Raw genomic sequence first — 24,389 nt, 5'->3', positions numbered from 1 at the left:
AAGTCCAGCTTTCTACGGCTGTGCCTTCTGCCTTATCGCCTTTGTAGATCTTAATCTCTGCACCAGCGATTTCTGTTCCACCAAGGCTAACCTTGCTGAGTAGGGACTTATCAGTCAGGAGATTTCGCCAAACTCAAGTCTGTTCAACGCTTTGCGATAGCCTACAAACAGGCGACCCAGCAGATGGAGAGTCGCGTTGAGCGCGTGAAGGCTGCCCAGGAGCGAGACAAGGTCCGTTTTGAAGCCTTGGCTCGATCAGATAAGGGTTGGCCTGGAATATCTTTCTTAGGTTGTTCACCGTCTTCGGTTGGGTGGCCTGGAATGTCATTGCCTTCCTTATCCTTATGACTAGTCTTAACCTTCTCATAAAAAATCAGACTAGGCAGATAGACGCAAGCATAACTATAGTTAGCTAAGTCGACTCTAACGAAGGTTGATGAGATTTTCGAAGAGTATTAGGAGGTCTTTATTTAATACTTGACAAAGGTAAAAAAGTAGGTATAATAGAAAGAGTTGAAAAGCTCAGGTCCGTTGGTCAAGGGGTTAAGACACCGCCTTTTCACGGTACTATGCTATTCAAAGTGATAGTTTTATTGAAGAAGTTAATACTTCTACTTATGGTAGTAAAATGCCTAGAGCAAGTTGGGAATATATAAAAAATATGAGCTTGACCGCCATTGGCTTTCACTTGGTCTTCTGTAAGCGTCAAGGTAATGGTTTGTCCTTCTACCTTGATTTGACTTGCATCAAGAGCTTGACCATTCAATTTAGCACTTGAAGTTCCTGCAACTCAACCAAGTAAAACAGAAGTGAAGACAGCAGAAGGCACATGGAGCTTTAAGTCTTATGACAAGGCATCAGAAACCAAGCTGCTTTATAAGTGTTGGTGAAGGTTGGGTTGTTACCTGTAACAGTTGCAACAAGTTGACCTTGGCCGTTATCTGTAACGTTTACCTTAGAAAAAGCAGGTAGTGAAAAAGGTGTGACATACGATACTGCTAAACACGAAGTTAAGGTAAACGTTACAGATAACGGCCAAGGTCAACTTGTTGGAGTCAAAGTCCCTTGCCTTACCGCTTGGCTATACCCCATTGATGAATGGAGAGAGAGGGATTCGAACCCCCGAACCCGAAGGAGCGGATTTACAAACAGAAGTGAAGACAGCAGAAGGTACTTGGAGCTTCAAGTCCTACGACAAGGCATCAGAAACCATCAATGGAGCGGATGCCCACTTTGGGGTTACCTTAGTCACTGTTGGAGTATAAGTCGCAGTAACCTCTGTACCGTTCTTATCTACACGTTTCACTGTGACTGGATCTGGGTTTCGCTGTTGTCGCGAGTTCGATTCTCGTCACCCGCTTTGAACTTTGTTCAATTACCAAGTTTTTTAAACTTGGGCGCGTAGCTCAGGTGGTTAGAGCGCACGCCTGAACTTCAACGGATGCCACTTCAAATGGTATCCAAGGTCAACCGCAAAAGGGTACCCCAACCTTCACAGAAGGTAATCCATTGGTTCCAATCGTGAACTGGTGCTGTTTCTGGAGTTGTGCCATATTCTGTCAATTCTGGAACTTCGTGAACTGGTGCTGTTTCTGGAGTTGTGTAATGGTTTATAGCTTTTTCTTAATCTGTCTTTACTCATTATCATTTCCTCTTTATCTCAGCATATTCATCATTGACACTGTATACATTTTTCCCTTGATCTAATTCATTAAGTTGTTTATCTGTATAAGTAAAAACTACTACTGTACTCCTTTTTCTTTATCCGAATAATATATAGTAACTAAAGATGTTGTTTTCCCTTTATGAGAATTCAATATTTCCCACTGGTCGTTTATTTCTTTATTTGTTTTTCCATTAACAAAACCATTATAATTTTCAACGTCATTTAAAGAGTGGCCTACACGGTATTCTATTTTTACTTTATCTGAAAATAGAATATTTACATCACAAGACCAGTCGCCTGGAGGGGTTGTATATTCTGGATTAGAAATTTTGATCTCTTCTATCCCTTCATAGGAATTCTTTAAGGCGTTTACCAAACTAACTTCATACTCTCTATTCCGATGTTCTTCTTGGGATTTTCCTAACAACCTAAACATAAAAACACCTCCTGCTGGAGCTTGACCATTCAATTTAGCACTTGAAGTTCCTGCGAACTCAAGAACATCCACTAATGTATCCGTTACCGCGAAGGCTGTCGCATCTTGCGCTACTGTTGTTTTCACGTTGTAAGTGAAGACTTGGTCACGTTTGTCAAGAGTTTCAGCTTCTTTATTATGAAAAAGAAAAGTTTAGGATTTCATTAAATAAAGGGTACTCAATGAAAATCGAAATCAGACTAGGCAGATAGACGCAAGCATAACTATAGTTATGATATAGTTGATGAACCCAATCGTCATACATTTAAACTTAAGTTTCGTATCTATAATTTTGCCGGGGTAAAATTTCAGTACGAGAATGATTTCTTCGAGATTTATGTAGAAAATATAGAAAGTCAAACTGGGAAATTTGTTGAAACTGGTATACAAGTTGATAAGAGTGAAAATATTGTAGTCGAAATTGGAGATGTTTTATTTGGTTTAGCTTCTTGGATTGCAGCAATGGCTTGGTCAGCAATTGTTAGCAATTGCTTCTTAGCTTCCTTGTTGGATCCAAGCTCAGCGACTTTTATGTTGGTGAGAAAGACTCTAAGGGTGAAGAAAACAAAGTCGTAACCAACGGCTCAACAGTAACTGTAACCGATAAAGATGATGACAGTCACTGCGACTTACAGTCCAGAGTTTACGAAAGTAACACCAACTTCAACGGATGCCACTTCAAATGGTATCCAAGGTCCCCCAGGTACTTACACCTTCCATGAGGAAGCAGCCCCAACAGGCTACCTCAAAGTAACCGATATCACTTTCCAAGTCAAACATGTTTCAGCTTCTTTGCCGTTCACATCTTTCTTGATTTCTGGCACTTCTGGTGTTGGAGGCGTTACTGGGACTTCGTTCGAATCCTTGTGCACACCTGCCATAAGGATCTTTCACAGACTCGATTCGCTTATAGCCAATCTTGTTAGTCGTTTTATACTTTTGAATATTAAGGGCTTCGAGCTTGGCTCCTACCTTGTCCATAGCCTCATAGAAGGGGCGGTCGATTTTCTTATTGATGTAGGTGTTCACATTCTCAGCATACCGCTCTAAGGTAGAGAGTTTGGCTTGCAGAGTTTGGGCAGTGCTGGTTTCATCGTGATAGGTATAGGAAACAACACCGTCCGTATCCTTTTCCTTGATGAGTTTCTGGACCTTCTCAGAAATCTTGACCAGATCCTCCACCCGCTTACAAGATTAGACAGTTCTTTTCGACATACGAAAAAAACCTTTTCACATTTCCCTTCACCAGTATTAACTGTATCAGGTTCAATGGGTATCATCTCAGCCTAAAGCACCCCAAATGTCTTTATTATTTAATTACTGGACCAGTATAACAGAATTTGAAAGCCCTAGCAAGAACACACGTTCACCATGGATTTTGATGTATTCTTCACGAAGACGTTCTTCTTCATCCCACAAAGGTTCCTCTACAGGTTTCAAACGCGACACAGAACACGTTTATGAGAAGGTTAAGACTAGTCACAAGGATAAGGAAGGCAATGACATTCCAGGTTATCCAACCGACGAAGTCCCAGTAACGCCACCAACACCAGACGAGCCAGAAATCAAGAAAGATGTGAATGGCAAAGAATCAGCAACACTTGGCACCAACTTACAAGGCAACACATGAATTTGTCAGCGGAATCCCAGGGAAAGACCTTCCACAAGGAGTGAAAGCCTTGCTTCCAGCAGACCAAACCGACTTGAAAGATGGTAGTCAAGCGACTCCAACTCAGCCAAGTAAAACGGAAGAGCCGCAGGCTGTACTTGAGTACGGCAAGGCGACGTTGACATGGTTTGAATTTGATTTTCGAAGAGTATAAAACATAGAAAATCAGGTAGTCACTAGGATTACCTGATTTTTTATTATGTGACTATTAGTCCGTCTCGCTCCGTTAGGTTCAATTTAGCACTTGAAGTTCCTGCGAATTCAAGAACGTCTACTAGTGTATCTGTGACTGAGAAGGCTGTCGCATCTTGAGCTACGCTTGTTTTCACGTTGTAAGTGAAGACTTCATCACGTTTCGCAAGTGTTGCTGATTATCTTACGTGGAAGGTCATCATCTTTATCAGTTACAGTTACAGTTGAACCGTTTGTGGCAACTTTGTTTTCTTCACCTTTAGAGTCTTTTTCACCAACATTTTCTTTTAAGTAGTTATCCCAATCCTTTGTTCCCATATAGCTACGCATTTTGCTTTCAAGCGACGCTCCAAATTCATCATTTAAAACAATAGAGAATCCGCATAAATCATTGTCATAATTAAATTGAACCCAATAGTAGTCATATGCCCTGAATACGAGGCGTAATATATGATGATTTGGGACATCGACGAACTCACAAATAGTTACTTCAGAGGCTCTATCTCCAAAAGAACGCTGAATCCGTTCAATTACCTCTTGTTTTATAGCTTCCATACTTTCTCGAACCATACCAATAACTTCTTCAATAAAACTATCACTTTGAATAGCATAGTATAAAAAATTCATATCTAATTCTGAAGATTGAAACACAAGAAATTCTGAGCTAGCCGTTGAAGTGAAAGTGGCTCGCCAATATTTTCTTAAATATGGTCTTAACTTCCCAAATAAAACATCTCCAATTTCGACTACAATATTTTCACGAAACCCAGATCCAGTCACAGTGAAACGTGTAGATAAGAATGGCACCCCAGTCACTGCGACTTACAGTCCAGAGTTTACAAAGGTGACTCCTACAGGAATCGGTGCAACCAGCACAGGTTCTCAAGGACTTCCACAAACTGGTACCCCAACCTTCCAAGGTGGCGACCCATTGGTTCCAATCTTAGTCTCTACGAAGCGGTAGCCTGGAATATCTTTCTTGGGTTGTTCACCGTCCTCGGTTGGGTGGCCTGGAATTTCGTTCCCTTCCTTATCCTTATGACTGGTCTAAGAACGAGAGGCTACTGTTGAGAAATTAAAAGTCGTGCAACAACAATTCCATGATTCACATGATATAGCTTTATCGTATGCTAGAATTTTGTTCAATTTATCAAGCAAGCAGACTGAATTGAAAGAACGAGAGGCTACTGTTGAGAGGAAGGCAATGACATTCCAGGTTATCCAACCGAAGACGGCCAACAACCTAAGAAGGATATTCCAGGTTACCGCTTCGTAGACGCCTGCTTCATTGTATTCGATTTCTTTGAAAGTAACAGTTCCATCTGCAGCATTTTTAGCTGTCGCAACGACTTTGTCACCTTCTTTTTCTTTAAGTTCGAATTCGTATTTATCAGCTTCAAGAGCTTTACCATTCAAGACTTTAGTAGCCGTGATAGTAGCTGTTGCTGGAGCTGCTTTATAGGTGTTGGTGAAGGTTGGGTTGTTACCTGTAACAGTTGAAACAAGTTGACCTTGGCCGTTATCTGTAACGTTTACCTTAAAGTGACAAACGTTGGTGAGAAAGACTCTAAGGGTGAAGAGAACAAGGTCGTAACCAACGGCTCAACTGTTACAGTAACCGATAAAGACGATGACCTTCCACGTAAGATTACCTAGAAAAAGCAGGTAGCGAAGCAGGTGTGACATACGACACTGCTACACATGAAGTGACAGTAAACGTTACAGATAACGGGGAAGGAAAACTTGTTGTAACTGTTACAGGTAACAACCCAACCTTCACCAACACATATAAAGCAGCTAAAACAAGTGAAACTATTAAGGCTACTATAAGCGTGAGGTCGGTGGTTCGAGTCCACTCGTGCCCATTTATAAATATGGTCCGTTGGTCAAGGGGTTAAGACACCGCCTTTTCACTTATCTAACAGCAGAAGGAAGCTACGCTCGCAACAAATGGATAGGTAAATATTATCTCAAATCAGATGGTAAGATGGCCAAGAATGAATGGGTAGATGCGAAGCAATGAGCCAAGAAGATTTCTCAAGCCAAGACCAAGCTAAACTCGCTGCAGCGGACAAGGAAGCAGCGGAAGAAGCAGCAAAAGTTCGCTCAGATTTAATCGCTACCCTAGAAAAAATTGTACGGCCGTCTTCCTTCACATATGCAGACAAGTTTGCGCCAGCTTTGATCTTGGCATCGAATGTTAATTCAACTGCTTGACCGCCATTGGCTTTCACTTGGTCTTCTGTAAGCGTAGCACTTGAAGTTCCTGCGAATTCAAGAACGTCCACTAGTGTATCCGTTACCGCGAAGGCTGTCGCATCTTGCGCTACTCTTGTTTTCACGTTGTATGTGAAGACTTCATCACGTTTCGCAAGTGTTGCAGATTCCTTGCCGTTCACATCTTTCTTGATCTCTGGCTCGTCTGGTGTTGGTGGCGTTACTGGGACTTCGTAAAAGTCGCTGAGCTTGGATCCAACAAGGAAGCTAAGAAGAAATTATTAGAAATTGCTGACCAAGCCATTGCTGCAATCCAAGAAGCTAAATAGCGAAGAGAATGTGGTTTGAAAATTATCAAGGAGAAGGCATCCCTCTCTCCTATTCTGGTTTTCTTAAAATCAGAGATAGGAATGATATAGCCATTCATCTAAAACTAGATAAACAGGATTATGATGAACGTTGGTTGCATAGGTTGGCTCTACTGTTTCATCGATTGGAACCAGTGGATCTCCACCTTGGAAGGTTGGGGTGCCTGTTTGTGGGACACCTTGAGGACCTGTGCTGGTTGAGACCAGTCATAAGGATAAGGAAGGGAACGAAATTCCAGGTTATCCAAGCGAAGACGGTGAACAACCTAAGAAAGATATTCCAATTTCTTTTTTGGAGTTCAATTTGATAAATGGCGATTTAATGATAAACGATGGAATCATATACCATATGACAAGAGTGATCCTTGGAATTCGTTTTCTGATGAAAATATTCAATTGGAATTTGAAAAAACTTTCATTACAGAGTGGAGAGAACGTGGCTGTTGTCGCGAGTTCGATTCTCGTCACCCGCTTTGAACGAAAGTTCATACCAAGTTTTTGAACTTGGGCGCGTAGCTCAGGTGGTTAGAGCGCACGCCTGTGACAGGTCTTCAAAAGATTGGCAAACAAACACTTTACTTCGACCAAGATGGCAAGCAAGTCAAGGGTAAAATCGTGACACTTCAATTATCCGAGGTTCTGTTTAACTCACACATCGGTAGCCTGTCTAAAGCCAAGGCTAGTATGGCAGGAGTTGGGAAACCAAGTTTCAATACGACAGCTACATCGAAAGGATTGGACTTGTATCAGGAACAATTCAATGAACTCCACCAGCTGGTGAAGACCTATACGACTTTGCTGGAGACAGATATCGCCTTGATGGCAGCCACAGGGAAAGAGATGCATCGGACAGATAATGTCCTAGGGCAAAACATGTTTCCTGGTTTGCAGTAGGGAGGTACCATGAGTTACAATATAAAATTTGATGATATCACCTCTGTTCAAGTTGAAAGTCAAAAAACGATAAATGCTTGGGGAGAGTCCGTTGCGAGCCTCAATAAGGCCATGAGCGACTTTATCAACAATAAAAATCTCCAAGGTCAGGCCATCTCGAGTATGCGCAACTATCTAGTAGAGGTGCATGGGACTCTCCTTCAGACTCTGGTCACAACCTTCCAAGGTGGCGACCCATTGGTTCCAATTGATGAAACAGTAGAGCCAACCTTCGAAGATGGAAGCAAGGAGAAGTCTATTCCACCAAGGCTAACCTTGCTGAAGGTAATCTTACGTGGAAGATCATCATCTTTATCGGTTACAGTTACTGTTGAGCCGTTGGAAGAGCAGTTAGCTATCGTAGAAGCTCAGATTCAAGCGAGGGAGAACTGGCTAAATCAAATCACAGACCTCTTTAGTCTCAATTGGGGGAAAGCCTTCTCTGAGAAGACCATCCTCTACATTGGGGTTACCTTAGTCACTGTTGGAGTATAAGTCGCAGTCACTGGGGTACCGTTCTTATCCACACGTTTGACTGTGACTGGATCTGGGTTTCCGACAAACTGTTTGTCTGGAGTGAAAGTTACAGTTCCGTCTGGTGCAATTGTGTAAGTCCCTTGACCTGGAATAAACTTCTCTTTGCTTCCATCTGCGAAGGTTGGCTCGACTGTAAGAGAAATCTATTCCAGGTCAAGGAACTTACACGATTGCGCCAGACGGCACTGTAACCTTCACTCCAGACAAGCAGTTTGTTGGAAACCCAGATCCAGTCACAGTGAAACGTGTTGGTCTTGGCTTGAGAAATCTTCTTGGCTCATTGCTTCGGCCGGTGTCACCTGATCGCTGTCTTCTGCCAAGAAATCTGCCAATAAGTCTGAGACATCAATGTCACCTTCTTCGATAGCTTTCAAGATGCCGTCCTTGCCAATCACTTAGTGGAGAGAACGTGGAGATTATCTACGTATCGCAACATCTCATATAGATGTTTTAACTGTAGACAAACGTGCTATGTATATCATGGCAATCGAGGTGGCTGGTGCAATTGATGGAAAAATTAGCGAGGATGATAAGCAAACCTGGATGGATGTAGAGACTTTTAAGGAGTTGCACAAGGTTTAGCAAACCGTCCTCTTCAGCCTCTTGAGTAATTCTCCTATTAATGGGCACGAGTGGACTCGAACCACCGACCTCACGCTTATGTTTGCCAATCTTTTGAAGACCTGTCACTGCTTTACCAGTTTGGTCAAAGTAATACCATTCGTTCTTGGCACCTTCTGCAAACTTGCCGACTGCCATTTCTCCTGAGTTGGCATCAAAGTAACGGATGGATTTATCAGCTAAAGTTACTACTTTACCCTTGACTTGTTTACCATCTTGGTCAAAGTAAAGTGTTTGTTTGCCAATCTTTTGAAGACCTGTCAATGACGATTGGGTTCATCAACTATATCATCAAACACTATACCATTAATCTTATCTTTAAATACTCTTTTAACTATATCAAAAAATTCATCTGATAAAATATCCATATTATTTAATTCCAATGCAATACCCCCAACTCTTTCATCGCCAACCCTTGGCTTTTAAATATTTCTCTGGGATATAGGACTCGATTTCTAATATGATTTCACCTGGATGGATGTAGAGACTTTTAAGGAGTTGCACAAGGATGTCTTATCACTAAGTTACGATAAAGCAACCGATATCAGCGTGGAGGAACTGAAAAGTTTGAAACCTGTAGAGGAACCTTTGTGGGATGAAGAAGATTGGATCCAAGCTCAGCGACTTTTTTCTCGATAGCTTTTGCCAAGCTGTTCATAGCCTTATCATACTCAATTTCCGGTTGTTTTGGTTCAGCTGGTTGATCAGGTTTAGAAGGCTCTTCAGGCTGTTCCGGTTGCGCCGGTTTTTCAGGCTGAGCTGCTTTGAGCTTGTTGATTTGTTCGAGAGCAGTTTCTAGCGCTTTATTGATATAATGTGAAAACAAGTGTAGCGCAAGATGCGACAGCCTTCTCAGTCACAGATACCCTAGTGGACGTTCTTGAATTCGCAGGAACTTTCTGTGTACGGCCGTCTTCCTTCACATATGCAGACAAGTTCGCGCCCGCTTTAATCTTAGCAGTAAAGCTCAACTCCACAGCTTGACCGCCATTGGCTTTCACTTGGTCTTCTGTAAGCGCCGTAGAAAGCTGGACTTCAGAAGCTGGTAAGTCTAAAGACCTTAACTTGGCTCCAGGTACTTACACCTTCCATGAGGAAGCCGCTCCAACCGGATACCTCAAAGTAACCGACATCACTTTCCAAGTCAAACTTAAGAAATATATTCAAGAACAGGAAAAGCATGATATAGCACTAGATAAATTAAGTGTAAAAGAATATGAGGATCCCTTTAGGGATAGTGGTAAGTAATACTAAAGCCTCTTTAAGAGGCAAGTGACGAGTCAAGAGCAATGAGGCTTGAACAACGTGAAAGCCAGCGCCTTTAGGCGCTGGCTGGTGATTTGGGCTTATAGCCCTGGTGCAAACCACCCGTTAGACGGGTGGTTATGATTTTCCAATGTCAAGTTTTCATATTCAAATGTCTTCCAAGGGTTTATATTTGTATTAAAATTTGCTCTCTCCCAACGTTCGTCATTATATTTAGATTTATCCAACCGTAAATTCAAATGTAAATCTTCATCCCAAGCATAGGAAAAATCCCCAACTAGCACTAACGTAACCAGCACAGGTCCTCAAGGTGTTCCACAAACGGGCACTCCAACCTTCCAAGGTGGTGACCCACTGGTTCCAATCGATGAAACAGTCCAGCCAACCTTCGACGATGGAAGCAAAGAGAAATCTATTCCAGGTCAAGGAACTTTCTACGAAGCGGTAACCTGGAATATCTTTCTTAGGTTGTTGGCCGTCTTCGCTTGGATAACCTGGAATTTCATTCCCTTCCTTATCCTTGTGACTGGTCTTCACTTTTTCGTAGATTATGTGACTATTAGTCCGTCTCGCTCCGTAAGGTGCGAGACAAATAAACCACCCGCTATGCGGGTGCGCGACGAAGGTTATACCAAAAAAACTCCAAACGCGATACAATAAAGGTGTTCAAGCCAATTGTAAAGCGAAAGGAGAAAAATATGGCACAAAAGGCACATAGTTTATCCCACACAAAGTGGATGTGTAAATATCACATTGTGTTCACCCCTAAGTATAGACGAAAATTGGTCTTGGCTTGAGAAATCTTCTTGGCTCATTGCTTCGACCGGTGTCGCCTGATCGCTGTCTTCTGCCAAGAAATCATCTAACAAGTCAGATGCTTCAATATCTCCATCTTCGATAGCTTTCAAGATGCCGTCCTTGCCAATCACTTCTTTAGCTGCCTTAATCGCCGCTTCCTTATCAGTGATAGTAGCATCTTTGTTGATGTCATCGATGGTTGATTTTTCAATTTTTTCTAGGGTAGCGATTAAATTTGCTCCTCGATGTTGAAGGCTATTTTCTCAACGCGAATTTCGTCGGTATAAGTCAGTGGATACTCTGGTAAAGCTTCTGCTTTCGGTGCTTCATTTGGTACCATGGTTGGTTTAGCCGTGCCGACCTTGACGATTTGCGTTACGGGCTCCAAGGTTTCTTCGTTAGACAATTCTTGGCGATCAATTTCCTGACCGTTAGAACTGTAGACACGAGTCTTAATGGTACGCTCACCTTGGACACCTGGAGTTGCAATCTGACGAGCATCTTGAACCAATTCATCCGTAGTTTGCTCCTCGATGTTGAAGGCTATTTTCTCAACGCGAATTATGAGAAGGTTAAGACCAGTCATAAGGATAAGGAAGGGAATGACATTCCAGGTTATCCAACCGAAGACGGCGAACAACCTAAGAAGGATATTCCAGGCTACCGCTTCGTAGAATTGCTGACCAAGCCATTGCTGCAATCCAAGAAGCTAAAACTCAGGAAGCAGTCAATAAAGCGCTAGAAACTGCTCTCGAACAAATCAACAAAAGCAGCGATCAAGGCAGCTAAAGAAGTGATTGGCAAGGAAGCTATTTTGAAAGCCATTGAAGATGGAGATATTGAAACGTCCGACTTGTTGGCAGATTTCTTGGCAGAAGACAGTGAACAAGTAACACCGGCCGAAGCGATGAGCCTCAAGACCGTTCCCTTCAGCCGGACTTGGGTAATCCTCCAATAAATAGTCCGTACGGGATTCGAACCCGTGTTACCGCCGTGAAAAAATGCCTAGAGCAAGTTGGGAATATATAAAAAATATGAGAATTGCTTTTCCAACAAGTCTTGTTGAACAACAAAAAATAGCTGGTTTTCTTGATAAGAAAACGGCCCAGCTGGATAAGGCAAAAAATCTACTGGAGGAGCAAATTCAAAAACTAAAAGACTACCGCGCAAGCTTGATTTATGAGACTGTCACAAAGGGACTGGACAAAACAGTCCCAATGAAAGATTCAGGAATCGACTGGATCGGACAGGTTCCTCAAGGGTGGGAGATTTCTAAAATAAGATATTTAGTAACTACTCGAAGTGAAAAAAGAATAACAGACTCTTCTATACCTTACATAGGATTAGAAAATATAGAAAGTCAAACTGGGAAATTTGTTGAAACGACCAAGATGGCAAGCAAGTCAAGGGTAAAATCGTGACACTTTCAGATAAGAGTATCCGTTACTTTGATGCCAACTCAGGGGAAATGGCAGTCGGCAAGTTTGCAGAAGGTGCCAAGAGCGAATGGTATTACTTTGACCAAGCTGGTAAAGCAGTGACAGGTCTTCAAAAGATTGGCAAACAAGCCAGTCGCCATGGCTCCTGATGAACGGAGATAGTACCACTTGTTCCCAAGGTATTGCCAGCCCGTTTTCATATCACCATTTTCAGCATCTAGATAATACCAAGATGAGTCTACCTGATACCAGCCAGTCGCCATGGCTCCTGATGAACGATGATATAGTTGATGAACCCAATCGTCATACATTTAAACTGGATTTTCTCATCTATAACTTTGCTGGGGTAAGATTTATATACGAAAACGATTTATTAGCTAAAACAAGTGAAACTATTAAGGCTACTAAAGTCTTGGAAGGTAAAGCCCTAGAAGCTGACAAGTATGAGTTTGAGCTTAAAGAAGGTGACAAAGTCGTTGCGACAGCTAAAACTATTCCAGGTCAAGGAACTTACACAATTGCGCCAGATGGTACAGTGACCTTCACTCCAGACAAACAGTTTGTTGGAAACCCAGATCCAGTCACAGTCAAACACAAGCAGAGGGTCAGCGGTTCGATCCCGTTAACTCCCATTTTAGCGGGTGTAGTTTAGTGGTAAAACTACAGCCTTCCAAGCGCGTTGAAAAAATCAACTTTAGCATTCGTGAAGAAGAAACGGATGAATTGGTTCGTGATGCCCGCCAAATCACAACTCCAGGAGTCCAAGGTGAGCGCACGATTAAGACTCGTGTCTACAGTTCCAACGGTCAGGAAATCGATCGCCAAGAGTTGTCTAATGAGGAAACTCTAGCTCCCGTAACGCAAGTGGTCAAAGTTGGAACGGCTAAGCCAACTATGGTACCGAATGAAGCACCGAAAGCAGACGCTTTGCCAGAGTATCCGCTAACTTACACTGACGAAACGCGCGTAGAAAAAATCAACTTTAGCATTCGTGAAGAAGAAACGGATGAGCTTGTCCAAGATGCTCGTCAAATCGCAACTCCAGGAGTCCAAGGTGAGCGTACGATTAAGACTCGTGTTTACAGTTCCAATGGTCAAGTTGTCGACCACCAAGAGTTGTCTGACGAGGAAACACTAGCTCCTGTAACGCAAATCGTCAAAGTCGGCACAGCTAAGCCAACTATGGTACCAAATGATGCGCCGAAAGCAGACGCTCTTCCAGAGTATCCACTCACTTATACCGACGAAACTCGCGTTGAGAAAATAGCCTTCAACATTGAGGAGCAACATACGGACGAATTGGTTCAAGATGCTCGTCAAATCGCAACTCCGGGTGTTCAAGGTGAACGCACGATTAAGACTCGTGTATACAACTCTAACGGTCAGGAAATCGACCGTCAAGAACTTTCGAATGAAGAAACCTTGGCTCCAGTAACACAGATCGTCAAAGTCGGCACGGCTAAACCAACTATGATACCAAATGATGCACCGAAAGCAGATGCTTTGCCAGAATATCCGTTGACATATACTGACGAAACTCGGGTTGAGAGAATTAACTTCACAATTCGTGAAGAAGAAACGGATGAATTGGTTCGAGATGCTCGTCAAATTGCGACTCCGGGAGTTCAAGGCGAACGTACCATTAAGACTCGTGTCTACAGTTCCAATGGTCAAGTTGTTAATCGTCAAGAGTTGTCTAACGAGGAAACACTAGCTCCTGTAACACAAATCGTCAAGGTCGGAACGGCTAAGCCAACTATGGTACCGAATGAAGCACCGAAGGCAGATGCTCTGCCAGAATATCCGTTGACATATACTGACGAAACTCGGGTTGAGAAAATTAACTTCACAATTCGTGAAGAAGAAACGGATGAGCTTGTTCGAGATGCCCGCCAAATCACAACTCCGGGTGTTGAGGGTGAGCGCACGATTAAGACTCGTGTCTACAGTTCTAACGGTCATGAAATCGATCGTCAAGAGTTGTCCAATGAGGAAACCCTAGCTCCCGTAACGCAAATTGTTAAGGTCGGCACGGCTAAACCGACCATGGTACCGAACAATTCACCGAAAGCAGAGGCTCTGCCAGAGTATCCGTTGACTTATACTGACGAAACGCGCGTTGAAAAAATCAACTTTAGCATTCGTGAAGTATGACATATTTGTAAAATAACATAAGGAGACGTCATGAAGTCATTAAAAATTGTAGGAATTGTTTTAGCTAGTTTGTTGGTTATCCATCTACCCATTCATTCTTGGCCATCTTACCATCTGATTTATAATAATAGTATCCTACCCATTTATTGCGAGGATAGCTGCCTTCTGATGGTAGATTAAGTTTTTGAATAGCATAGTTGGCTTCTTCTTTGGTAAATTTGTCAATACTAGGAGAAGTTATCTTAGTCTCTACGAAGCGGTAACCTGGAATATCTTTCTTCGGTTGTTGGCCGTCTTCGGTTGGATGTCCTGGAATGTCATTGCCTTCCTTATCCTTGTGACTGGTCTTCACTTTTTCGTAGAGGTATGGATATCCCCTGCATTCCCAAGTTTGATATCCTGATCAGCCTCATACATATTAGAAACCCCATAGGCTGTTGTCCCAAGACCCACGATACCGCCTGCAACAACTAAAGGAGTCGCAGAGCCCAATGTAACTACGATGGCTGTCACTCCGACAATGATAGTCAATGCGCTAACAGCCATGTCTTTCCAACCCTTATCTGATCGAGCCAAGGCTTCAAAACGGACCCTCTTCAAACCACGTCAGCTTCACCTTGCCGTAGGTATGGTTACTGACTTCGTCAGTTCTATCCACAACCTCAAAACACTGTTTTGAGCAACCTGCGGCTAGCTTCCTAGTTTGCTCTTGATTTTCCTAACAACCTAAACATAAAAACACCTCCTGCTGTGATGGTTGCGAGTAGTAAAACTATGAATAATGGTTTATAGCTTTCCAAACTAACTTCATACTCTCTATTTCGACGTTCTTCTTGGGATTTTCCTAACATACTAAATATAAAAACACCTCCTGTTGTGACAGTTGCGAGTAGTAAAACTATGAATAATGGTTTATAGCTTTATGACAAGGCATCAGAAACCATCAATGGAGCGGATGCCCATTTCATCGGTGCATGGGAATTCACCCCAGCTCCAACTTACAAGGCAACACATGAATTTGTAAGCGGAACTCCAGGCAAAGAGCTTCCACAAGAAGTGAAAACTCTGCTTCCAGCAGACCAAACACATTGGTTCGTCTTGTTCAGTTTTCAAAGGTCTTTGTCTCTCACTCCTCTCGTGAGCGACAACTATATTAGTATATCACAGCTACCTGCCTCTCTGGATCTGGGTTTCCAACAAACTGTTTATCTGGAGTGAAGGTTACTGTACCATCTGATGCAATTGTGTAAGTTCCTTGACCTGGAATAGACTTCTCTTATCGCTGCTTCCTTATCAGTGATAGTGGCATCCTTGTTGACGTCGTCTATGGTTGATTTTTCGATTTTTTCTAGGGTAGCGATTAAATCTGAGCGAACTTTTGCTGCTTCCTCCGCTGCTTCCTTGTCCGCTGCAGCGAGTTTAGCTTGGTTTTTGCTTGAAAGTTGAGATTGAGTTTTTGCTTCGGCTGGTGTTACCTGATCGCTGTCTTCTGCCAAGAAATCTGCCAGTAAGTCGGACGCTTCGATATCTCCATCTTCGATAGCTTTCAAGATAGCATCCTTGCCAATCACTTCTTTAGCTGCCTTGATCGCTGCTTAACCTAAGAAAGATATTCCAGGTTACCGCTTCGTAGAGACGAAGAAACTGCCAAACGGCGACACAGAACACGTTTATGAGAAGGTTAAGATGTAGAGGATGGTCTTCTCAGAGAAGGCTTTCCCCCAATTCAGTGTCAAGAGGTCTTTGATTTGATTTAGCCAGTTCTCTCTCGCTTGAATCTGAGCTTCTACGATAGCTAACTGCTCTTTTATCTCTATGGAGTCAATTCCTCCATCCAAACGAATAGCACCATCGGGAGGAACGACATAACCCGCTTTACGGATATCAGACGCATATTTTTCTGACGCCATTAAACGTTGTAAGACGGCTATATTGTCCCTCTCTTCAAAGGAGGTTTTTAATTGCATATATTCTTGGTGGTTTTGATACTGAAAATAAAGATTCAAGCCAACAGATACCCTAGTGGACGTTCTTGAATTCGCAGGAACTTTAAGTGCTAAATTGAATGGTCAAGCGCTTGAGGCTAGCCAAATCAAGGTAGACGGTCAAACCATTACCTTGACACTTACAGAAGAACAAGTCAAAGCCAATGGCGGTCAAGCAGTTGAATTGACGTTCGACGCCAAGATCAAAGCCGGCGCAAACTTGTCTGCATATGTGAAGGAAGACGGCCGTACATGTTTGACTTGGAAAGTGATGTCCGTTACTTTGAGGTATCCAGTTGGAGCGGCTTCCTCATGGAAGGTGTAAGTTCCTGGGGCCAAGTTGAGATCTTTAGACTTACCAGCTTCTGTGGAAGCAAAGAGAAGTCTATTCCAGGTCAAGGAACTTACTCGATTGCATCAGATGGTACAGTAACCTTCACACCAGACAAACAGTTTGTAGGCAACCCAGATCCAGTTACAGTCAAACGAGTAGATAAGAATGGGACTCCAGTTACTGCGACCTATAGTCCAGAATTTACGAAAGTGACACCAACAGGAACTGGCGCAACGAGCACAGGTCCTCAAGGACTTCCACAAACGGGTACTCCAACCTTCCAAGGTGGTGATCCACTTGTTCCAATTGATGAAACAGTATAGTCTTTTTACCCTGAGCCTAGAAATGAGAAAGCGAAGAAGGTCCGGGGGACCTTTTTACCCCGAGTCTAGAAACAGGAAAACGAGGTAGATTCGGTAACTCGAAGAGTTCGATTTTCCTTGTCTCACCCCCGCAACGATGACTAGGTTTGAAAAAGCTGTAAGTCTAAAGATCTCAACTTGGCCCCAGGTACTTACACTTTCCATGAGGAAGCCGCTCCAACCGGTTACCTCAAAGTAACGGACATCACTTTCCAAGTCAAACTCTGCTGGAAGCAAGGCTTTCACTTCTTGTGGAAGGTCTTTTCCTGGAGTTCCGCTGACAAATTCATGTGTTGCCTTGTAAGTTGGTGCCGTTTCACAACCAATCCTTTAGCTGTACCAACAAAGTCTGGTTCTGGAGTAAAGGTAATCTTACCATCTTTATCAATTGTATAGCTTCCTTCACCCGGAACAACCGTGGTCGTGCTACCATCCTCAAATGTTGGTGGAACTGTACTATCGATATGTCCTTCAAACGTTGGGGTTGCCACTTGTGGTTGGCCTTTTGCTCCTGTAGAAGCCGTGTCATGACCAGTAGACGGATCTACAACTGTTGGACGATAAGTCGCAGTAACTGGAGTACCATTTTTATCCTTACGGACAATCGTTACGCCTGTTCCTTTTCCTACAAAATTAGCAGTATCGTATGTCACACCTTTTTCACTACCTGCTTTTTCAGTGATAGTGTAAGTGTAATCACCTGCTGTTTCGAACTCAATTTCTTTGAAAGTAACGGTGCCGTCTGCAGCGTTTTTAGCTGTCGCAACGACTTCTTCACCTTTTTTAAGTTCGAATTCGTATTTATCAGCTTCAAGACCCTTGGAAGACATTTGAATATGAAAACTTGACATTGGAACTAGAAAATTCTTATGAAAGCGATGGGCGTGAGAAAGGTGATTATTTGCGAATTATTTCCACTCATCTAGATATTTTAACAGTTGATAAGCGTGCTATGTATATTATGGCCATTGAAATTGCGACTGCCATTGACGGCCAAATCAGCGAAGACGACAAAGAAACCTGGATCTGGGTTTCCAACAAACTGTTTATCTGGAGTGAAAGTTACTGTTCCGTCTGGTGCAATCGTGTAAGTTCCTTGACCTGGAATAGACTTTCGAAGATGGACAGTCAACGAAAACAGTTCCAGGTGTAGGTGAATACAGCATCAATCCAGATGGTTCTATCACCTTTACGCCAGAAAAACAATATGTTGGCACACCAGCTCCAGTTACAGTGAAACGTGTAGATAAGAACGGCACCCCAGTGACTGCGACCTATACCCCAACAGTGACTAAGGTAACCCCAATCAGCACTAACGCAACCAGCACAGGCCCTCAGGGTGTTCCACAAACAGGCACTCCAAGCTTCCAAGGTGGTGATCCATTGGTTCCAATCGATGAAACAGTTGAGCCAACCTTCGCAGATGGAAGTAAAGAGAAGTCTATTCCAGGTCAAGGAACTTACACAATTGGGATCAACTGAAAAAGTGATTCCAGGTGAAGGAACTTATGTAATCTCACCGGATGGCACCGTTACCTTCACTCCAGAAGCTAATTTTGTAGGAAAAGGAACAGAGGAAGGCAATGACATTCCAGGTTATCCAACCGAAGACGGTGAACAACCGAAGAAAGATATTCCAGGCTACCGCTTCGTAGAGACTAAGACCTGTTCTTGAATATATTTCTTAATTGTGGCTTCATTAAGCCCTACTGTACTTACATAATAACCTTCTGCCCAGAAATGCCGATTTCCAAACTTATACTTGAGGTTGGCGTGTTTATCAAACATCATGAGTGCACTTTTGCCTTTTAAATAACCCATGAAACTTGAAACACTTATCCTTGGTGGAATACTGACTAACATATGTACATGATCAGGCATTAAGTGACCCTCGATAATTTCAACACCTTTATAACTACATAAACGGTGGAATATTTCTCCCAAACTACTTCGATATTGATTATAAATGATTTTTCGTCTATACTTAGGGGTGAACACAATGTGATATTTAGGACTTCAGAAGCTGGTAAGTCTAAAGATCTCAACTTGGCACCAGGTACTTATACCTTCCATGAGGAAGCCGCTCCAACTGGTTACCTCAAAGTAACAGATATTACTTTCAAAGTGAAAACTGACGGAACAGTAGAAGTAACCAATGTCGGTGAGAAAGACTCTAAAGGTGAAGAAAACAAAGTTGCTACAAACGGTTCAACTGTAACTGTAACCGATAAAGACGATGACCTTCCACGTAAGATTACCTTCTTTCAATTCAGTCTGCTCGGTTGATAAGTTGAACAAAATTTTAGCCAATGCTTCTGCCATATCAGGTGAGTCTGGAAAGTTTAGCCAATGCTTCTGCCATATCAGGTGAGTCTGGAAAGCATTGCTGCACGACTTTTAATTTCTCAACAGTAGCCTCTCGTTCTTTCTTGTTTTATAGCTTCCATACTTTCTCGAACCATACCAATACCTCCTTCTTTTTTATCGCCAACCCTTGGCTTTTAGATATTTCTCTGGGATATACTTTCGAAGATGGACAGTCAACGAAAACAGTTCCAGGTGTGGGTGAATACAGCATTAATCCAGATGGCTCTATTACCTTTACGCCAGAAAAACAATATGTTGGCACACCAGATCCAGTCACAGTGAAACGTGTAGATAAGAACGGAACAGAAGTCACTGCGACCTATACCCCAACAGTGACCAAGGTAACCCCAACTAGCACTAACGCAACCAGCACAGGTCCTCAAGGTGTCCCACAAACAGGCCCGTAGAAAGCTGGACATCTGAAGCTGGTAAGTCTAAAGATCTCAACTTGGCTCCAGGCACTTACACCTTCCATGAGGAAGCAGCCCCAACTGGTTACCTCAAAGTAACGGACATCACTTTCCAAGAAGCGATGAGCCAAGAAGATTTCTCAAGCCAAGACCAAGCCAAGCTAACTGCAGCTGACAAGGAAGCGGCGGAAGAAGCAGCAAAAGTTCGCTCAGATTTAATCGCTACCTTAGAAAAAATTGAAAAATCAACCATCGACGACATCAACAAAGATGCTACTATCACTGATAAGGAAGCAGCTATTAAGGCAGCTAAAGAAGTGATTGGTAAGGATGCTATCTTGAAAGCCATCGAAGAAGGTGACATCGAAGCATCAGATTTGTTAGATGATTTCTTGGCCGAAGACAGTGAACAAGTAACACCGGCCGAAGCGATGAGCCAAGAAGCTGAAACTCTTGACAAACGTGACCAAGTCTTCACCTATAATGTGAAAACAAGTGTAGCGCAAGATGCGACAGCCTCCGGAGTTTCCGGTTGAGTTGGTTTTTCAGGCTGAGCAGGATTTTCAGGCTGAGCAGGATTTTCAGGCTGAGCAGGTTGTTCAGGTTGAGCTGGATTCTCAGGTTGCGCCGGTTTCTCAGGCTGAGCCGGTTTTTCAGGTTGAACTGGATTCTCAGGTTGAGTCGGATTTTCAGGCTGAACTGGTTTTTCAGGTTCAGCAGGTTTCTCAGGCTGAGCCGCTTCGAGTTTGTTGATTTGTTCGAGAGCAGTTTCTAGCGCTTTATTGATTGGAACCAATGGGTCGCCACCTTGGAAGGTTGGGGTACCCGTTTGTGGAAGACCTTGAGGACCTTTGCTGGTTGCGTTAGTGCTGGTTGGTGTGACCTTGGTCACTGTTGGGGTATAAGTTGCAGTCACTTCTGTACCGTTCTTATCTACACGTTTAACGGTGACTGGATCTGGAGTACCAACATACTGTTTGTCTGGCGTAAAGGTAATAGAGCCATCTGGATTGATGCTGTACTCACCTACACCTGGAACGGTCTTCATTGACTGGCCATCTTCGAAGGTCATCGATTTTGTATCATCAATTGAAACAGCTGAATTACCCGCTGTAAAGCTTGGGATACCCTTTTGAGATTGACCTTGGATACCATTTGAAGTGGCATCCGTTGAAGTTCTAGTAGAGGTGCATGGGACTCTCCTTCAGACTCTGGTCAACCTGATGAATGACTACTCAACCAATCTCCTACTGTACAAGGACGGTTACTACCAGATTGAGGTATGGATATCCCCTGCATTCCCAAGTTTGATATCCTGACCTGCCTCGTACATATTAGAAGCCCCATAGGCTGTTGTCCCCAAACCCACGATACCACCTGCAACAACTAAAGGAGTCGCAGAGCCCAAAGTGAATATAATAGCTGCCACTCCGGCAATAATAGTCAATCCACCAATAGCCCAGTTTTGCCAACCCTTATCTGATCGAGCCAAGGCTTCAAAACGGACCCCCATGATAGGCAACCTGACCTGCTGTATAGGCACCTGCTTCCCCTATCGCAAACTGGGTCACCCCCTTGACAACGCTCTGGGTCTGCCCTATAGGAACCATGATGGCACTTGCCGTCACAAAGACAGTCCCAACATCATGATACAGCTTGTCGTTCCCCATGAAAAGCGTATCTCTGATAGGATTCTCTGCCTTGGTATGGATATCCCCTGCATTCCCAAGTTTGATATCCTGAAGCTAAAACAAGTGAAACTATTAAGGCTACTAAAGTCTTGAATGGTAAAGCCCTTGAAGCTGGTAAATATGAGTTTGAACTTAAAGAAGGTGACAAAGTCGTTGACACAGCTACAAACGCTGCAGACGGAACTGTTACTTTCAAAGAAATTGAGTACAACGAAGCAGGTAGCCACACTTACACTATCTCAGAAAAAGCAGGTAGCGAAGCAGGTGTGACATACGACACTACTAAACACGAAGTGACAGTTGAAGTTGTTGACAACGGTGCAGGCAAACTTGTTGCAACTGCAACTGATAACAACCCAACCTTCACCAACACTTATAAAGCAGCTAAAATCGCTGCTTCCTTATCAGTGATAGTGGCATCCTTGTTGATATCATCAATGGTTGATTTTTCAATTTTTTCTAGGGTAGCGATTAAATGTCGAAATAGAGAGTATGAAGTTAGTTTGGTAAATGCCTTGAAGAATTCTTATCAAGGGATTGAGGAGGTAACGATTACGAATCCATCGTACAGATCAATTCCTTCAGACGCTTGGGGGGCGGATGTGAAACTAAAATTTTTTGATGGAACATCTAAAGAACATGTTTTAGCTTTTGATATAAACTCGAATAAAATTAGGATTGGAGTATATAATAAGGATGATGAAGAATTTCAACATTTTTTAAATTCTAGGCGAGGTTGTACTAAGTCAAAAGTTAAAGTTAAATATTCGAATGGTTCAGAAGGGGAGCTATGATGAATAAATACGTGTATACAGACAAACAACTTAATGAATTGAATCAAGGTCCGAATGTTTACAGTGTTAATACTGAGTTCGCACAGCGTAAAGAAAACCGAACAAATATTGTTCTGCTAAATCAGATAACGAGTTAAAAAAGGTGAAATCAACACTATAACCACCTCCGATGGTCAAGAATTCCGTGTCGTTGCGAATAAGTCTGACCCAGTATCGGAATTTGATGCAGTATCTGTGACAATTGGCTTGATTTTCTCTAATTTCTCTGGGATATAGGACTCGATTTCTAATATGATTTCTTTTAGGTAGCTGTCCCAGTCACTTATTTCGCTGTAATAGCTATTTGGCTTAGAAATCACTTTTTCTTTGTTAAGATTAAGAAGTAGGTGAATTTCAAATAAATCGTTTTCGTATATAAATCTTACCCCAGCAAAGTTTTCAGCTTCTTTGCCGTTCACATCTTTCTTGATTTCTGGTTCTTCTGGTGTTGGTGGCGTTACTGGGACTTCATTAGAGTCTTTCGTAAAGCCTGGTTTGTTTGGAAGATCTGCCTTGTAAGCTGCCTTGTTAGGAACTTTCACAGTCTTATCTTCTGTTACATAATCAGACAAGTTAGCACCCGCTTTGATCTTAGCGTCGAAAGTTAATTCAACAGCTTGACCAGCACTTGTTTTAGCTTGTTCTTCTGTAAGCGTCAAGGTAATGGTTTGACCTTCTACCTTGATTTGGCTAGTCTTCACTTTTTCGTAGACATGTTCTGTGTCGCCGTTTGGTTGTTTCTTGGTCTCTACGAAGCGGTAACCTGGAATATCCTTCTTAGGTTTCAGAGTCAAATCCCGCCACATCTCTGTAGTGGACTTTTCATCATCAATCGATACATACTCGAAAGATCGGGTTTGGTGCATAACTTGGACATATTCTTATCTCTATGGAGTCAATTCCTCCATCCAAACGAATAGCTCCATCGGGAGGAACGACATAGCCCGCTTTACGGATGTCAGACGCATATTTTTCTGATGCCATCAAACGTTGTAAGGCGACTATATTATCCCTCTCTTCAAAGGAGGTTTTTAATTGCATATGTTCTTGGTGGTTTTGATACTGAAAATAAAGATTCAAGCCAAGCCAATCTGTATCGGTGAGCTCAAGTCAATCGGCTTCAGCGAGTGCTAGCCGATCAGCATCTGCAAGTGCTAGCCAGTCTGAGTCAGTGAGCGCTAGCCAGTCTGCTTCGGCAAGTTCGAGTCAATCAGCCTCAGCAAGTGTCAGCCAATCAGTATCTGTAAGCTCGAGTCAATCCGCTTCAGTAAGCTCCAGCCAGTCAGCATCTGCAAGTGCAAGTGAATCCGCTTCAGTAAGCGCAAGTGAGTCAGCATCGGTAAGTGCTAGTGAATCTGTTTCAGTAAGTTCGAGTCAATCAGTCTCAGTAAGCGCCAGCCAATCAGCGTCAGTGAGCTCGAGTCAATCCGCTTCAGTAAGTGCAAGTCAGTCTGCATCTGTAAGCGCAAGTGAGTCAGCCTCAGCAAGTGCTAGCCAGTCTGCTTCAGTAAGTTCGAGTCAATCCGCATCATTGAGTGCGAGTCAATCCGCATCAGTAAGTGCTAGTGAGTCAGCATCGGTAAGTTCGAGTGAGTCTGCGTCAGTAAGCTCCAGTCAATCCGCTTCAGCGAGTGCTAGCCAGTCAGCCTCAGTAAGCGCAAGTGAGTCTGTATCGGCAAGTGCAAGTCAATCAGCTTCAGCCAGCGCAAGCCAGTCCGCATCGGTGAGTTCGAGTCAATCAGCCTCAGCGAGCGCTAGCCAATCCGCCTCTGCTTAGCCAATGCTTCTGCCATATCAGGTGAGTCTGGAAAGTATTGCTGCACGACTTGTAATTTCTTAGCAGTAGTCTCCAATTCTTCCAATTCAGTCTGCTTGCTTGATAGATTAACCAAAGTCCTAGTATACGGTAAAGCAATATCATGTGAATCATGGAATTGTTGTTGCAATTTCTGTAATTTCTCAACAGTAGCCTCTCGTTCTTTCAATTCAGTCCGCCTGCTTCATTGTATTCGATTTCTTTGAAAGTAACAGTACCGTCTGCAGCGTTTTTAGCTGTCGCAACGACTTTGTCA

General features: G+C 43.0%; 37 protein-coding genes and 6 pseudogenes. 21 read left to right on the top strand and 22 right to left on the bottom strand.

Translation table 11 applies throughout. The annotated features are described in order from the left end of the window. Nucleotides 1-133: 133 nt before the first annotated feature. The 3 genes from V470_11100 to V470_11095 form a co-directional block, all read right to left on the bottom strand. Nucleotides 134-328 carry a hypothetical protein gene (locus tag V470_11100; GenBank protein AJZ74508.1) on the bottom strand — a complete coding sequence of 65 codons (195 nt, stop codon included), beginning with the start codon at nucleotides 326-328 and terminating at the stop codon, nucleotides 134-136. 1,414 nt (nucleotides 329-1,742) lie between these two features. Continuing rightward, complete coding sequence (locus V470_10430) at nucleotides 1,743-2,174, bottom strand: hypothetical protein (GenBank protein AHZ48774.2); 432 nt, start codon at nucleotides 2,172-2,174, stop codon at nucleotides 1,743-1,745. A gap of 750 nt (nucleotides 2,175-2,924) precedes the next feature. After that, a complete protein-coding gene (locus tag V470_11095; GenBank protein AJZ74507.1) occupies nucleotides 2,925-3,323 on the bottom strand; it encodes a hypothetical protein in 399 nt (132 codons plus the stop codon). Between the two features lie 199 nt (nucleotides 3,324-3,522). On the opposite strand from V470_11095, the gene V470_11090 reads away from it, so the two are divergent. Both V470_11090 and V470_11085 read left to right on the top strand, forming a co-directional pair. After that, on the top strand, nucleotides 3,523-3,771 hold the full coding sequence (locus V470_11090) for a hypothetical protein (GenBank protein AJZ74506.1): 249 nt from the start codon (nucleotides 3,523-3,525) through the stop codon (nucleotides 3,769-3,771). After that, the gene (locus tag V470_11085; protein AJZ74505.1) at nucleotides 3,743-3,964 is read left to right on the top strand and encodes a hypothetical protein; all 222 of its coding nucleotides are present in this window, start codon (nucleotides 3,743-3,745) and stop codon (nucleotides 3,962-3,964) included. The genes V470_11090 and V470_11085 overlap by 29 nt, the downstream gene beginning before the upstream one ends. A 296-nt stretch (nucleotides 3,965-4,260) precedes the next feature. On the opposite strand, the pseudogene V470_11080 reads toward V470_11085, so the two are convergent. From V470_11080 to V470_11070, 3 genes and pseudogenes are all read right to left on the bottom strand, one after another. Beyond that, a pseudogene (locus V470_11080) lies at nucleotides 4,261-4,572 on the bottom strand (hypothetical protein). Between the two features lie 477 nt (nucleotides 4,573-5,049). After that, nucleotides 5,050-5,418: a hypothetical protein gene (locus V470_11075; protein AJZ74504.1), complete on the bottom strand. Its 369-nt coding sequence runs from the start codon at nucleotides 5,416-5,418 to the stop codon at nucleotides 5,050-5,052. A 554-nt stretch (nucleotides 5,419-5,972) separates the two neighbouring features. Continuing rightward, a complete protein-coding gene (locus tag V470_11070) occupies nucleotides 5,973-6,401 on the bottom strand; it encodes a hypothetical protein (protein AJZ74503.1) in 429 nt (142 codons plus the stop codon). 155 nt (nucleotides 6,402-6,556) lie between these two features. On the opposite strand from V470_11070, the gene V470_11065 reads away from it, so the two are divergent. The 4 genes from V470_11065 (at nucleotide 6,557) to V470_11050 (ending at nucleotide 8,015) form a co-directional block, all read left to right on the top strand. After that, nucleotides 6,557-6,895: a hypothetical protein gene (locus tag V470_11065; protein AJZ74502.1), complete on the top strand. Its 339-nt coding sequence runs from the start codon at nucleotides 6,557-6,559 to the stop codon at nucleotides 6,893-6,895. Next, a complete protein-coding gene (locus tag V470_11060) occupies nucleotides 6,892-7,089 on the top strand; it encodes a hypothetical protein (GenBank protein ID AJZ74501.1) in 198 nt (65 codons plus the stop codon). The genes V470_11065 and V470_11060 overlap by 4 nt, the downstream gene beginning before the upstream one ends. Nucleotides 7,090-7,199: 110 nt before the next feature. Next, on the top strand, nucleotides 7,200-7,481 hold the full coding sequence (locus V470_11055; GenBank protein ID AJZ74515.1) for a hypothetical protein: 282 nt from the start codon (nucleotides 7,200-7,202) through the stop codon (nucleotides 7,479-7,481). A 9-nt stretch (nucleotides 7,482-7,490) separates the two neighbouring features. Then, on the top strand, nucleotides 7,491-8,015 hold the full coding sequence (locus V470_11050) for a hypothetical protein (protein ID AJZ74500.1): 525 nt from the start codon (nucleotides 7,491-7,493) through the stop codon (nucleotides 8,013-8,015). A 492-nt stretch (nucleotides 8,016-8,507) separates the two neighbouring features. Here the strand turns inward: V470_11050 and V470_11045 are convergent, their stop codons facing one another. The 3 genes from V470_11045 to V470_11035 all read right to left on the bottom strand — a co-directional run bounded on the left by V470_11045 (nucleotide 8,508) and on the right by V470_11035 (nucleotide 9,679). Beyond that, complete coding sequence (locus tag V470_11045; protein AJZ74499.1) at nucleotides 8,508-8,942, bottom strand: hypothetical protein; 435 nt, start codon at nucleotides 8,940-8,942, stop codon at nucleotides 8,508-8,510. A 280-nt stretch (nucleotides 8,943-9,222) separates the two neighbouring features. Next, on the bottom strand, nucleotides 9,223-9,504 hold the full coding sequence (locus tag V470_11040; GenBank protein ID AJZ74498.1) for a hypothetical protein: 282 nt from the start codon (nucleotides 9,502-9,504) through the stop codon (nucleotides 9,223-9,225). Further along, nucleotides 9,482-9,679 carry a hypothetical protein gene (locus V470_11035; protein AJZ74497.1) on the bottom strand — a complete coding sequence of 66 codons (198 nt, stop codon included), beginning with the start codon at nucleotides 9,677-9,679 and terminating at the stop codon, nucleotides 9,482-9,484. Before V470_11035 ends, V470_11040 begins: the two co-directional genes overlap by 23 nt. Here V470_11035 and V470_11030 point away from each other — a divergent pair. After that, complete coding sequence (locus V470_11030; GenBank protein AJZ74496.1) at nucleotides 9,669-9,926, top strand: hypothetical protein; 258 nt, start codon at nucleotides 9,669-9,671, stop codon at nucleotides 9,924-9,926. The genes V470_11035 and V470_11030 overlap by 11 nt on opposite strands. 267 nt (nucleotides 9,927-10,193) lie before the next feature. On the opposite strand, the gene V470_11025 is transcribed toward V470_11030, so the two are convergent. The 3 genes from V470_11025 to V470_11015 form a co-directional block, all read right to left on the bottom strand. Further along, nucleotides 10,194-10,481, bottom strand: a complete 288-nt coding sequence (locus V470_11025; protein ID AJZ74495.1) for a hypothetical protein — start codon at nucleotides 10,479-10,481, stop codon at nucleotides 10,194-10,196. Nucleotides 10,482-10,663: 182 nt separating this feature from the next. Then, nucleotides 10,664-10,873 carry a hypothetical protein gene (locus tag V470_11020; GenBank protein ID AJZ74494.1) on the bottom strand — a complete coding sequence of 70 codons (210 nt, stop codon included), beginning with the start codon at nucleotides 10,871-10,873 and terminating at the stop codon, nucleotides 10,664-10,666. 98 nt (nucleotides 10,874-10,971) lie between these two features. Beyond that, nucleotides 10,972-11,328 (bottom strand): hypothetical protein, encoded by a 357-nt coding sequence (locus V470_11015; GenBank protein AJZ74493.1) that lies wholly within the window; start codon nucleotides 11,326-11,328, stop codon nucleotides 10,972-10,974. A 415-nt stretch (nucleotides 11,329-11,743) separates the two neighbouring features. Here V470_11015 and V470_11010 point away from each other — a divergent pair. From V470_11010 to V470_11000, 3 genes and pseudogenes are all read left to right on the top strand, one after another. Next, a pseudogene (locus V470_11010) lies at nucleotides 11,744-12,064 on the top strand (hypothetical protein). Between the two features lie 388 nt (nucleotides 12,065-12,452). Further along, nucleotides 12,453-12,833, top strand: coding sequence for a hypothetical protein (locus V470_11005; GenBank protein AJZ74492.1), 381 nt, complete (start codon nucleotides 12,453-12,455; stop codon nucleotides 12,831-12,833). Continuing rightward, complete coding sequence (locus V470_11000; protein AJZ74491.1) at nucleotides 12,833-14,335, top strand: hypothetical protein; 1,503 nt, start codon at nucleotides 12,833-12,835, stop codon at nucleotides 14,333-14,335. The genes V470_11005 and V470_11000 overlap by 1 nt, the downstream gene beginning before the upstream one ends. Nucleotides 14,336-14,411: 76 nt before the next feature. On the opposite strand, the gene V470_10995 is transcribed toward V470_11000, so the two are convergent. From V470_10995 to V470_10985, 4 genes and pseudogenes are all read right to left on the bottom strand, one after another. Then, complete coding sequence (locus V470_10995; protein ID AJZ74490.1) at nucleotides 14,412-14,687, bottom strand: hypothetical protein; 276 nt, start codon at nucleotides 14,685-14,687, stop codon at nucleotides 14,412-14,414. Further along, complete coding sequence (locus V470_10990) at nucleotides 14,684-14,935, bottom strand: hypothetical protein (protein AJZ74489.1); 252 nt, start codon at nucleotides 14,933-14,935, stop codon at nucleotides 14,684-14,686. Before V470_10990 ends, V470_10995 begins: the two co-directional genes overlap by 4 nt. Nucleotides 14,936-15,540: 605 nt before the next feature. After that, complete coding sequence (locus tag V470_10390) at nucleotides 15,541-15,906, bottom strand: hypothetical protein (GenBank protein ID AHZ48768.2); 366 nt, start codon at nucleotides 15,904-15,906, stop codon at nucleotides 15,541-15,543. Nucleotides 15,907-16,140: 234 nt separating this feature from the next. Further along, a pseudogene (locus V470_10985) lies at nucleotides 16,141-16,341 on the bottom strand (thiol-disulfide isomerase). Between the two features lie 16 nt (nucleotides 16,342-16,357). On the opposite strand from V470_10985, the gene V470_10270 reads away from it, so the two are divergent. After that, a complete protein-coding gene (locus V470_10270) occupies nucleotides 16,358-16,645 on the top strand; it encodes a hypothetical protein (protein AHZ48753.2) in 288 nt (95 codons plus the stop codon). After that, nucleotides 16,633-16,977, top strand: a complete 345-nt coding sequence (locus tag V470_10980; protein AJZ74488.1) for a hypothetical protein — start codon at nucleotides 16,633-16,635, stop codon at nucleotides 16,975-16,977. Before V470_10270 ends, V470_10980 begins: the two co-directional genes overlap by 13 nt. 54 nt (nucleotides 16,978-17,031) lie before the next feature. Here V470_10980 and V470_10975 read toward each other — a convergent pair whose 3' ends face one another. Both V470_10975 and V470_10260 read right to left on the bottom strand, forming a co-directional pair. Then, nucleotides 17,032-17,262, bottom strand: coding sequence for a hypothetical protein (locus tag V470_10975; GenBank protein AJZ74487.1), 231 nt, complete (start codon nucleotides 17,260-17,262; stop codon nucleotides 17,032-17,034). Further along, nucleotides 17,259-17,867 (bottom strand): hypothetical protein, encoded by a 609-nt coding sequence (locus V470_10260; GenBank protein ID AHZ48751.2) that lies wholly within the window; start codon nucleotides 17,865-17,867, stop codon nucleotides 17,259-17,261. The genes V470_10975 and V470_10260 overlap by 4 nt, the downstream gene beginning before the upstream one ends. Between V470_10260 and V470_10970 the strand changes: the two are divergent. The 6 genes and pseudogenes from V470_10970 to V470_10945 all read left to right on the top strand — a co-directional run bounded on the left by V470_10970 (nucleotide 17,828) and on the right by V470_10945 (nucleotide 20,329). After that, a pseudogene (locus tag V470_10970) lies at nucleotides 17,828-18,049 on the top strand (hypothetical protein). The gene V470_10260 and the pseudogene V470_10970 overlap by 40 nt on opposite strands. Before the next feature lie 230 nt (nucleotides 18,050-18,279). After that, a complete protein-coding gene (locus V470_10965; GenBank protein AJZ74486.1) occupies nucleotides 18,280-18,498 on the top strand; it encodes a hypothetical protein in 219 nt (72 codons plus the stop codon). Next, nucleotides 18,485-18,691 carry a hypothetical protein gene (locus tag V470_10960; protein ID AJZ74485.1) on the top strand — a complete coding sequence of 69 codons (207 nt, stop codon included), beginning with the start codon at nucleotides 18,485-18,487 and terminating at the stop codon, nucleotides 18,689-18,691. The genes V470_10965 and V470_10960 overlap by 14 nt, the downstream gene beginning before the upstream one ends. 326 nt (nucleotides 18,692-19,017) lie before the next feature. Continuing rightward, nucleotides 19,018-19,302, top strand: a complete 285-nt coding sequence (locus V470_10955) for a hypothetical protein (GenBank protein ID AJZ74484.1) — start codon at nucleotides 19,018-19,020, stop codon at nucleotides 19,300-19,302. A 23-nt stretch (nucleotides 19,303-19,325) separates the two neighbouring features. Then, on the top strand, nucleotides 19,326-19,790 hold the full coding sequence (locus V470_10950; GenBank protein AJZ74483.1) for a hypothetical protein: 465 nt from the start codon (nucleotides 19,326-19,328) through the stop codon (nucleotides 19,788-19,790). 41 nt (nucleotides 19,791-19,831) lie between these two features. Continuing rightward, entirely contained in the window at nucleotides 19,832-20,329 is a 498-nt protein-coding gene (locus V470_10945; protein AJZ74482.1) for a hypothetical protein, read from the top strand. On the opposite strand, the gene V470_10940 is transcribed toward V470_10945, so the two are convergent. Together V470_10940 and V470_10935 are read right to left on the bottom strand one after the other, a co-directional pair. Further along, nucleotides 20,272-20,865, bottom strand: coding sequence for a hypothetical protein (locus tag V470_10940; protein ID AJZ74481.1), 594 nt, complete (start codon nucleotides 20,863-20,865; stop codon nucleotides 20,272-20,274). The two genes, V470_10945 and V470_10940, sit on opposite strands and share 58 nt — an antisense overlap. Nucleotides 20,866-21,060: 195 nt before the next feature. Then, nucleotides 21,061-21,306 (bottom strand): hypothetical protein, encoded by a 246-nt coding sequence (locus V470_10935; protein AJZ74480.1) that lies wholly within the window; start codon nucleotides 21,304-21,306, stop codon nucleotides 21,061-21,063. 567 nt (nucleotides 21,307-21,873) lie between these two features. Here V470_10935 and V470_10930 point away from each other — a divergent pair. Both V470_10930 and V470_10925 read left to right on the top strand, forming a co-directional pair. Further along, entirely contained in the window at nucleotides 21,874-22,278 is a 405-nt protein-coding gene (locus tag V470_10930) for a hypothetical protein (GenBank protein ID AJZ74514.1), read from the top strand. Beyond that, nucleotides 22,278-22,515 (top strand): annotated as a pseudogene (locus V470_10925) (hypothetical protein). Before V470_10930 ends, V470_10925 begins: the two are co-directional and overlap by 1 nt. A gap of 8 nt (nucleotides 22,516-22,523) precedes the next feature. Here the strand turns inward: V470_10925 and V470_10920 are convergent. Next, nucleotides 22,524-22,715: pseudogene (locus V470_10920) on the bottom strand (hypothetical protein). Nucleotides 22,716-23,416: 701 nt separating this feature from the next. Between V470_10920 and V470_10915 the strand changes: the two are divergent. Next, nucleotides 23,417-24,094 carry a hypothetical protein gene (locus V470_10915; GenBank protein AJZ74479.1) on the top strand — a complete coding sequence of 226 codons (678 nt, stop codon included), beginning with the start codon at nucleotides 23,417-23,419 and terminating at the stop codon, nucleotides 24,092-24,094. On the opposite strand, the gene V470_10910 is transcribed toward V470_10915, so the two are convergent. After that, on the bottom strand, nucleotides 24,072-24,302 hold the full coding sequence (locus tag V470_10910) for a hypothetical protein (GenBank protein ID AJZ74478.1): 231 nt from the start codon (nucleotides 24,300-24,302) through the stop codon (nucleotides 24,072-24,074). The two genes, V470_10915 and V470_10910, sit on opposite strands and share 23 nt — an antisense overlap. Between the last annotated feature and the right edge of the window lie 87 nt (nucleotides 24,303-24,389).

It is taken from the genome of Streptococcus sp. VT 162 (assembly GCA_000688775.2).
Classification (GTDB): domain Bacteria; phylum Bacillota; class Bacilli; order Lactobacillales; family Streptococcaceae; genus Streptococcus.
The sequence above is the reverse complement of the archived record's forward strand: the minus strand, read 5'-3'. Positions and strand labels throughout refer to the sequence as shown.

What these genes read in the sequence shown, in the direction of transcription:
- V470_10950 (AJZ74483.1), top strand. Translation starts at nt 19,326, where the DNA reads ATGCTTCTGCCATATCAGGTGAGTCTGGAAAGTTTAGCCAATGCTTCT.
- V470_11100 (AJZ74508.1), bottom strand. Translation starts at nt 328, where the DNA reads ATGACATTCCAGGCCACCCAACCGAAGACGGTGAACAACCTAAGAAAG.
- V470_11050 (AJZ74500.1), top strand. Translation starts at nt 7,491, where the DNA reads ATGAGTTACAATATAAAATTTGATGATATCACCTCTGTTCAAGTTGAA.
- V470_11005 (AJZ74492.1), top strand. Translation starts at nt 12,453, where the DNA reads ATGAACGATGATATAGTTGATGAACCCAATCGTCATACATTTAAACTG.
- V470_10935 (AJZ74480.1), bottom strand. Translation starts at nt 21,306, where the DNA reads ATGGGGGTCCGTTTTGAAGCCTTGGCTCGATCAGATAAGGGTTGGCAA.
- V470_11090 (AJZ74506.1), top strand. Translation starts at nt 3,523, where the DNA reads ATGTATTCTTCACGAAGACGTTCTTCTTCATCCCACAAAGGTTCCTCT.
- V470_10980 (AJZ74488.1), top strand. Translation starts at nt 16,633, where the DNA reads ATGGAAGGTGTAAGTTCCTGGGGCCAAGTTGAGATCTTTAGACTTACC.
- V470_10940 (AJZ74481.1), bottom strand. Translation starts at nt 20,865, where the DNA reads ATGACCTTCGAAGATGGCCAGTCAATGAAGACCGTTCCAGGTGTAGGT.
- V470_10260 (AHZ48751.2), bottom strand. Translation starts at nt 17,867, where the DNA reads ATGTCAAGTTTTCATATTCAAATGTCTTCCAAGGGTCTTGAAGCTGAT.
- V470_11065 (AJZ74502.1), top strand. Translation starts at nt 6,557, where the DNA reads ATGTGGTTTGAAAATTATCAAGGAGAAGGCATCCCTCTCTCCTATTCT.
- V470_11015 (AJZ74493.1), bottom strand. Translation starts at nt 11,328, where the DNA reads ATGACTGGTCTTAACCTTCTCATAATTCGCGTTGAGAAAATAGCCTTC.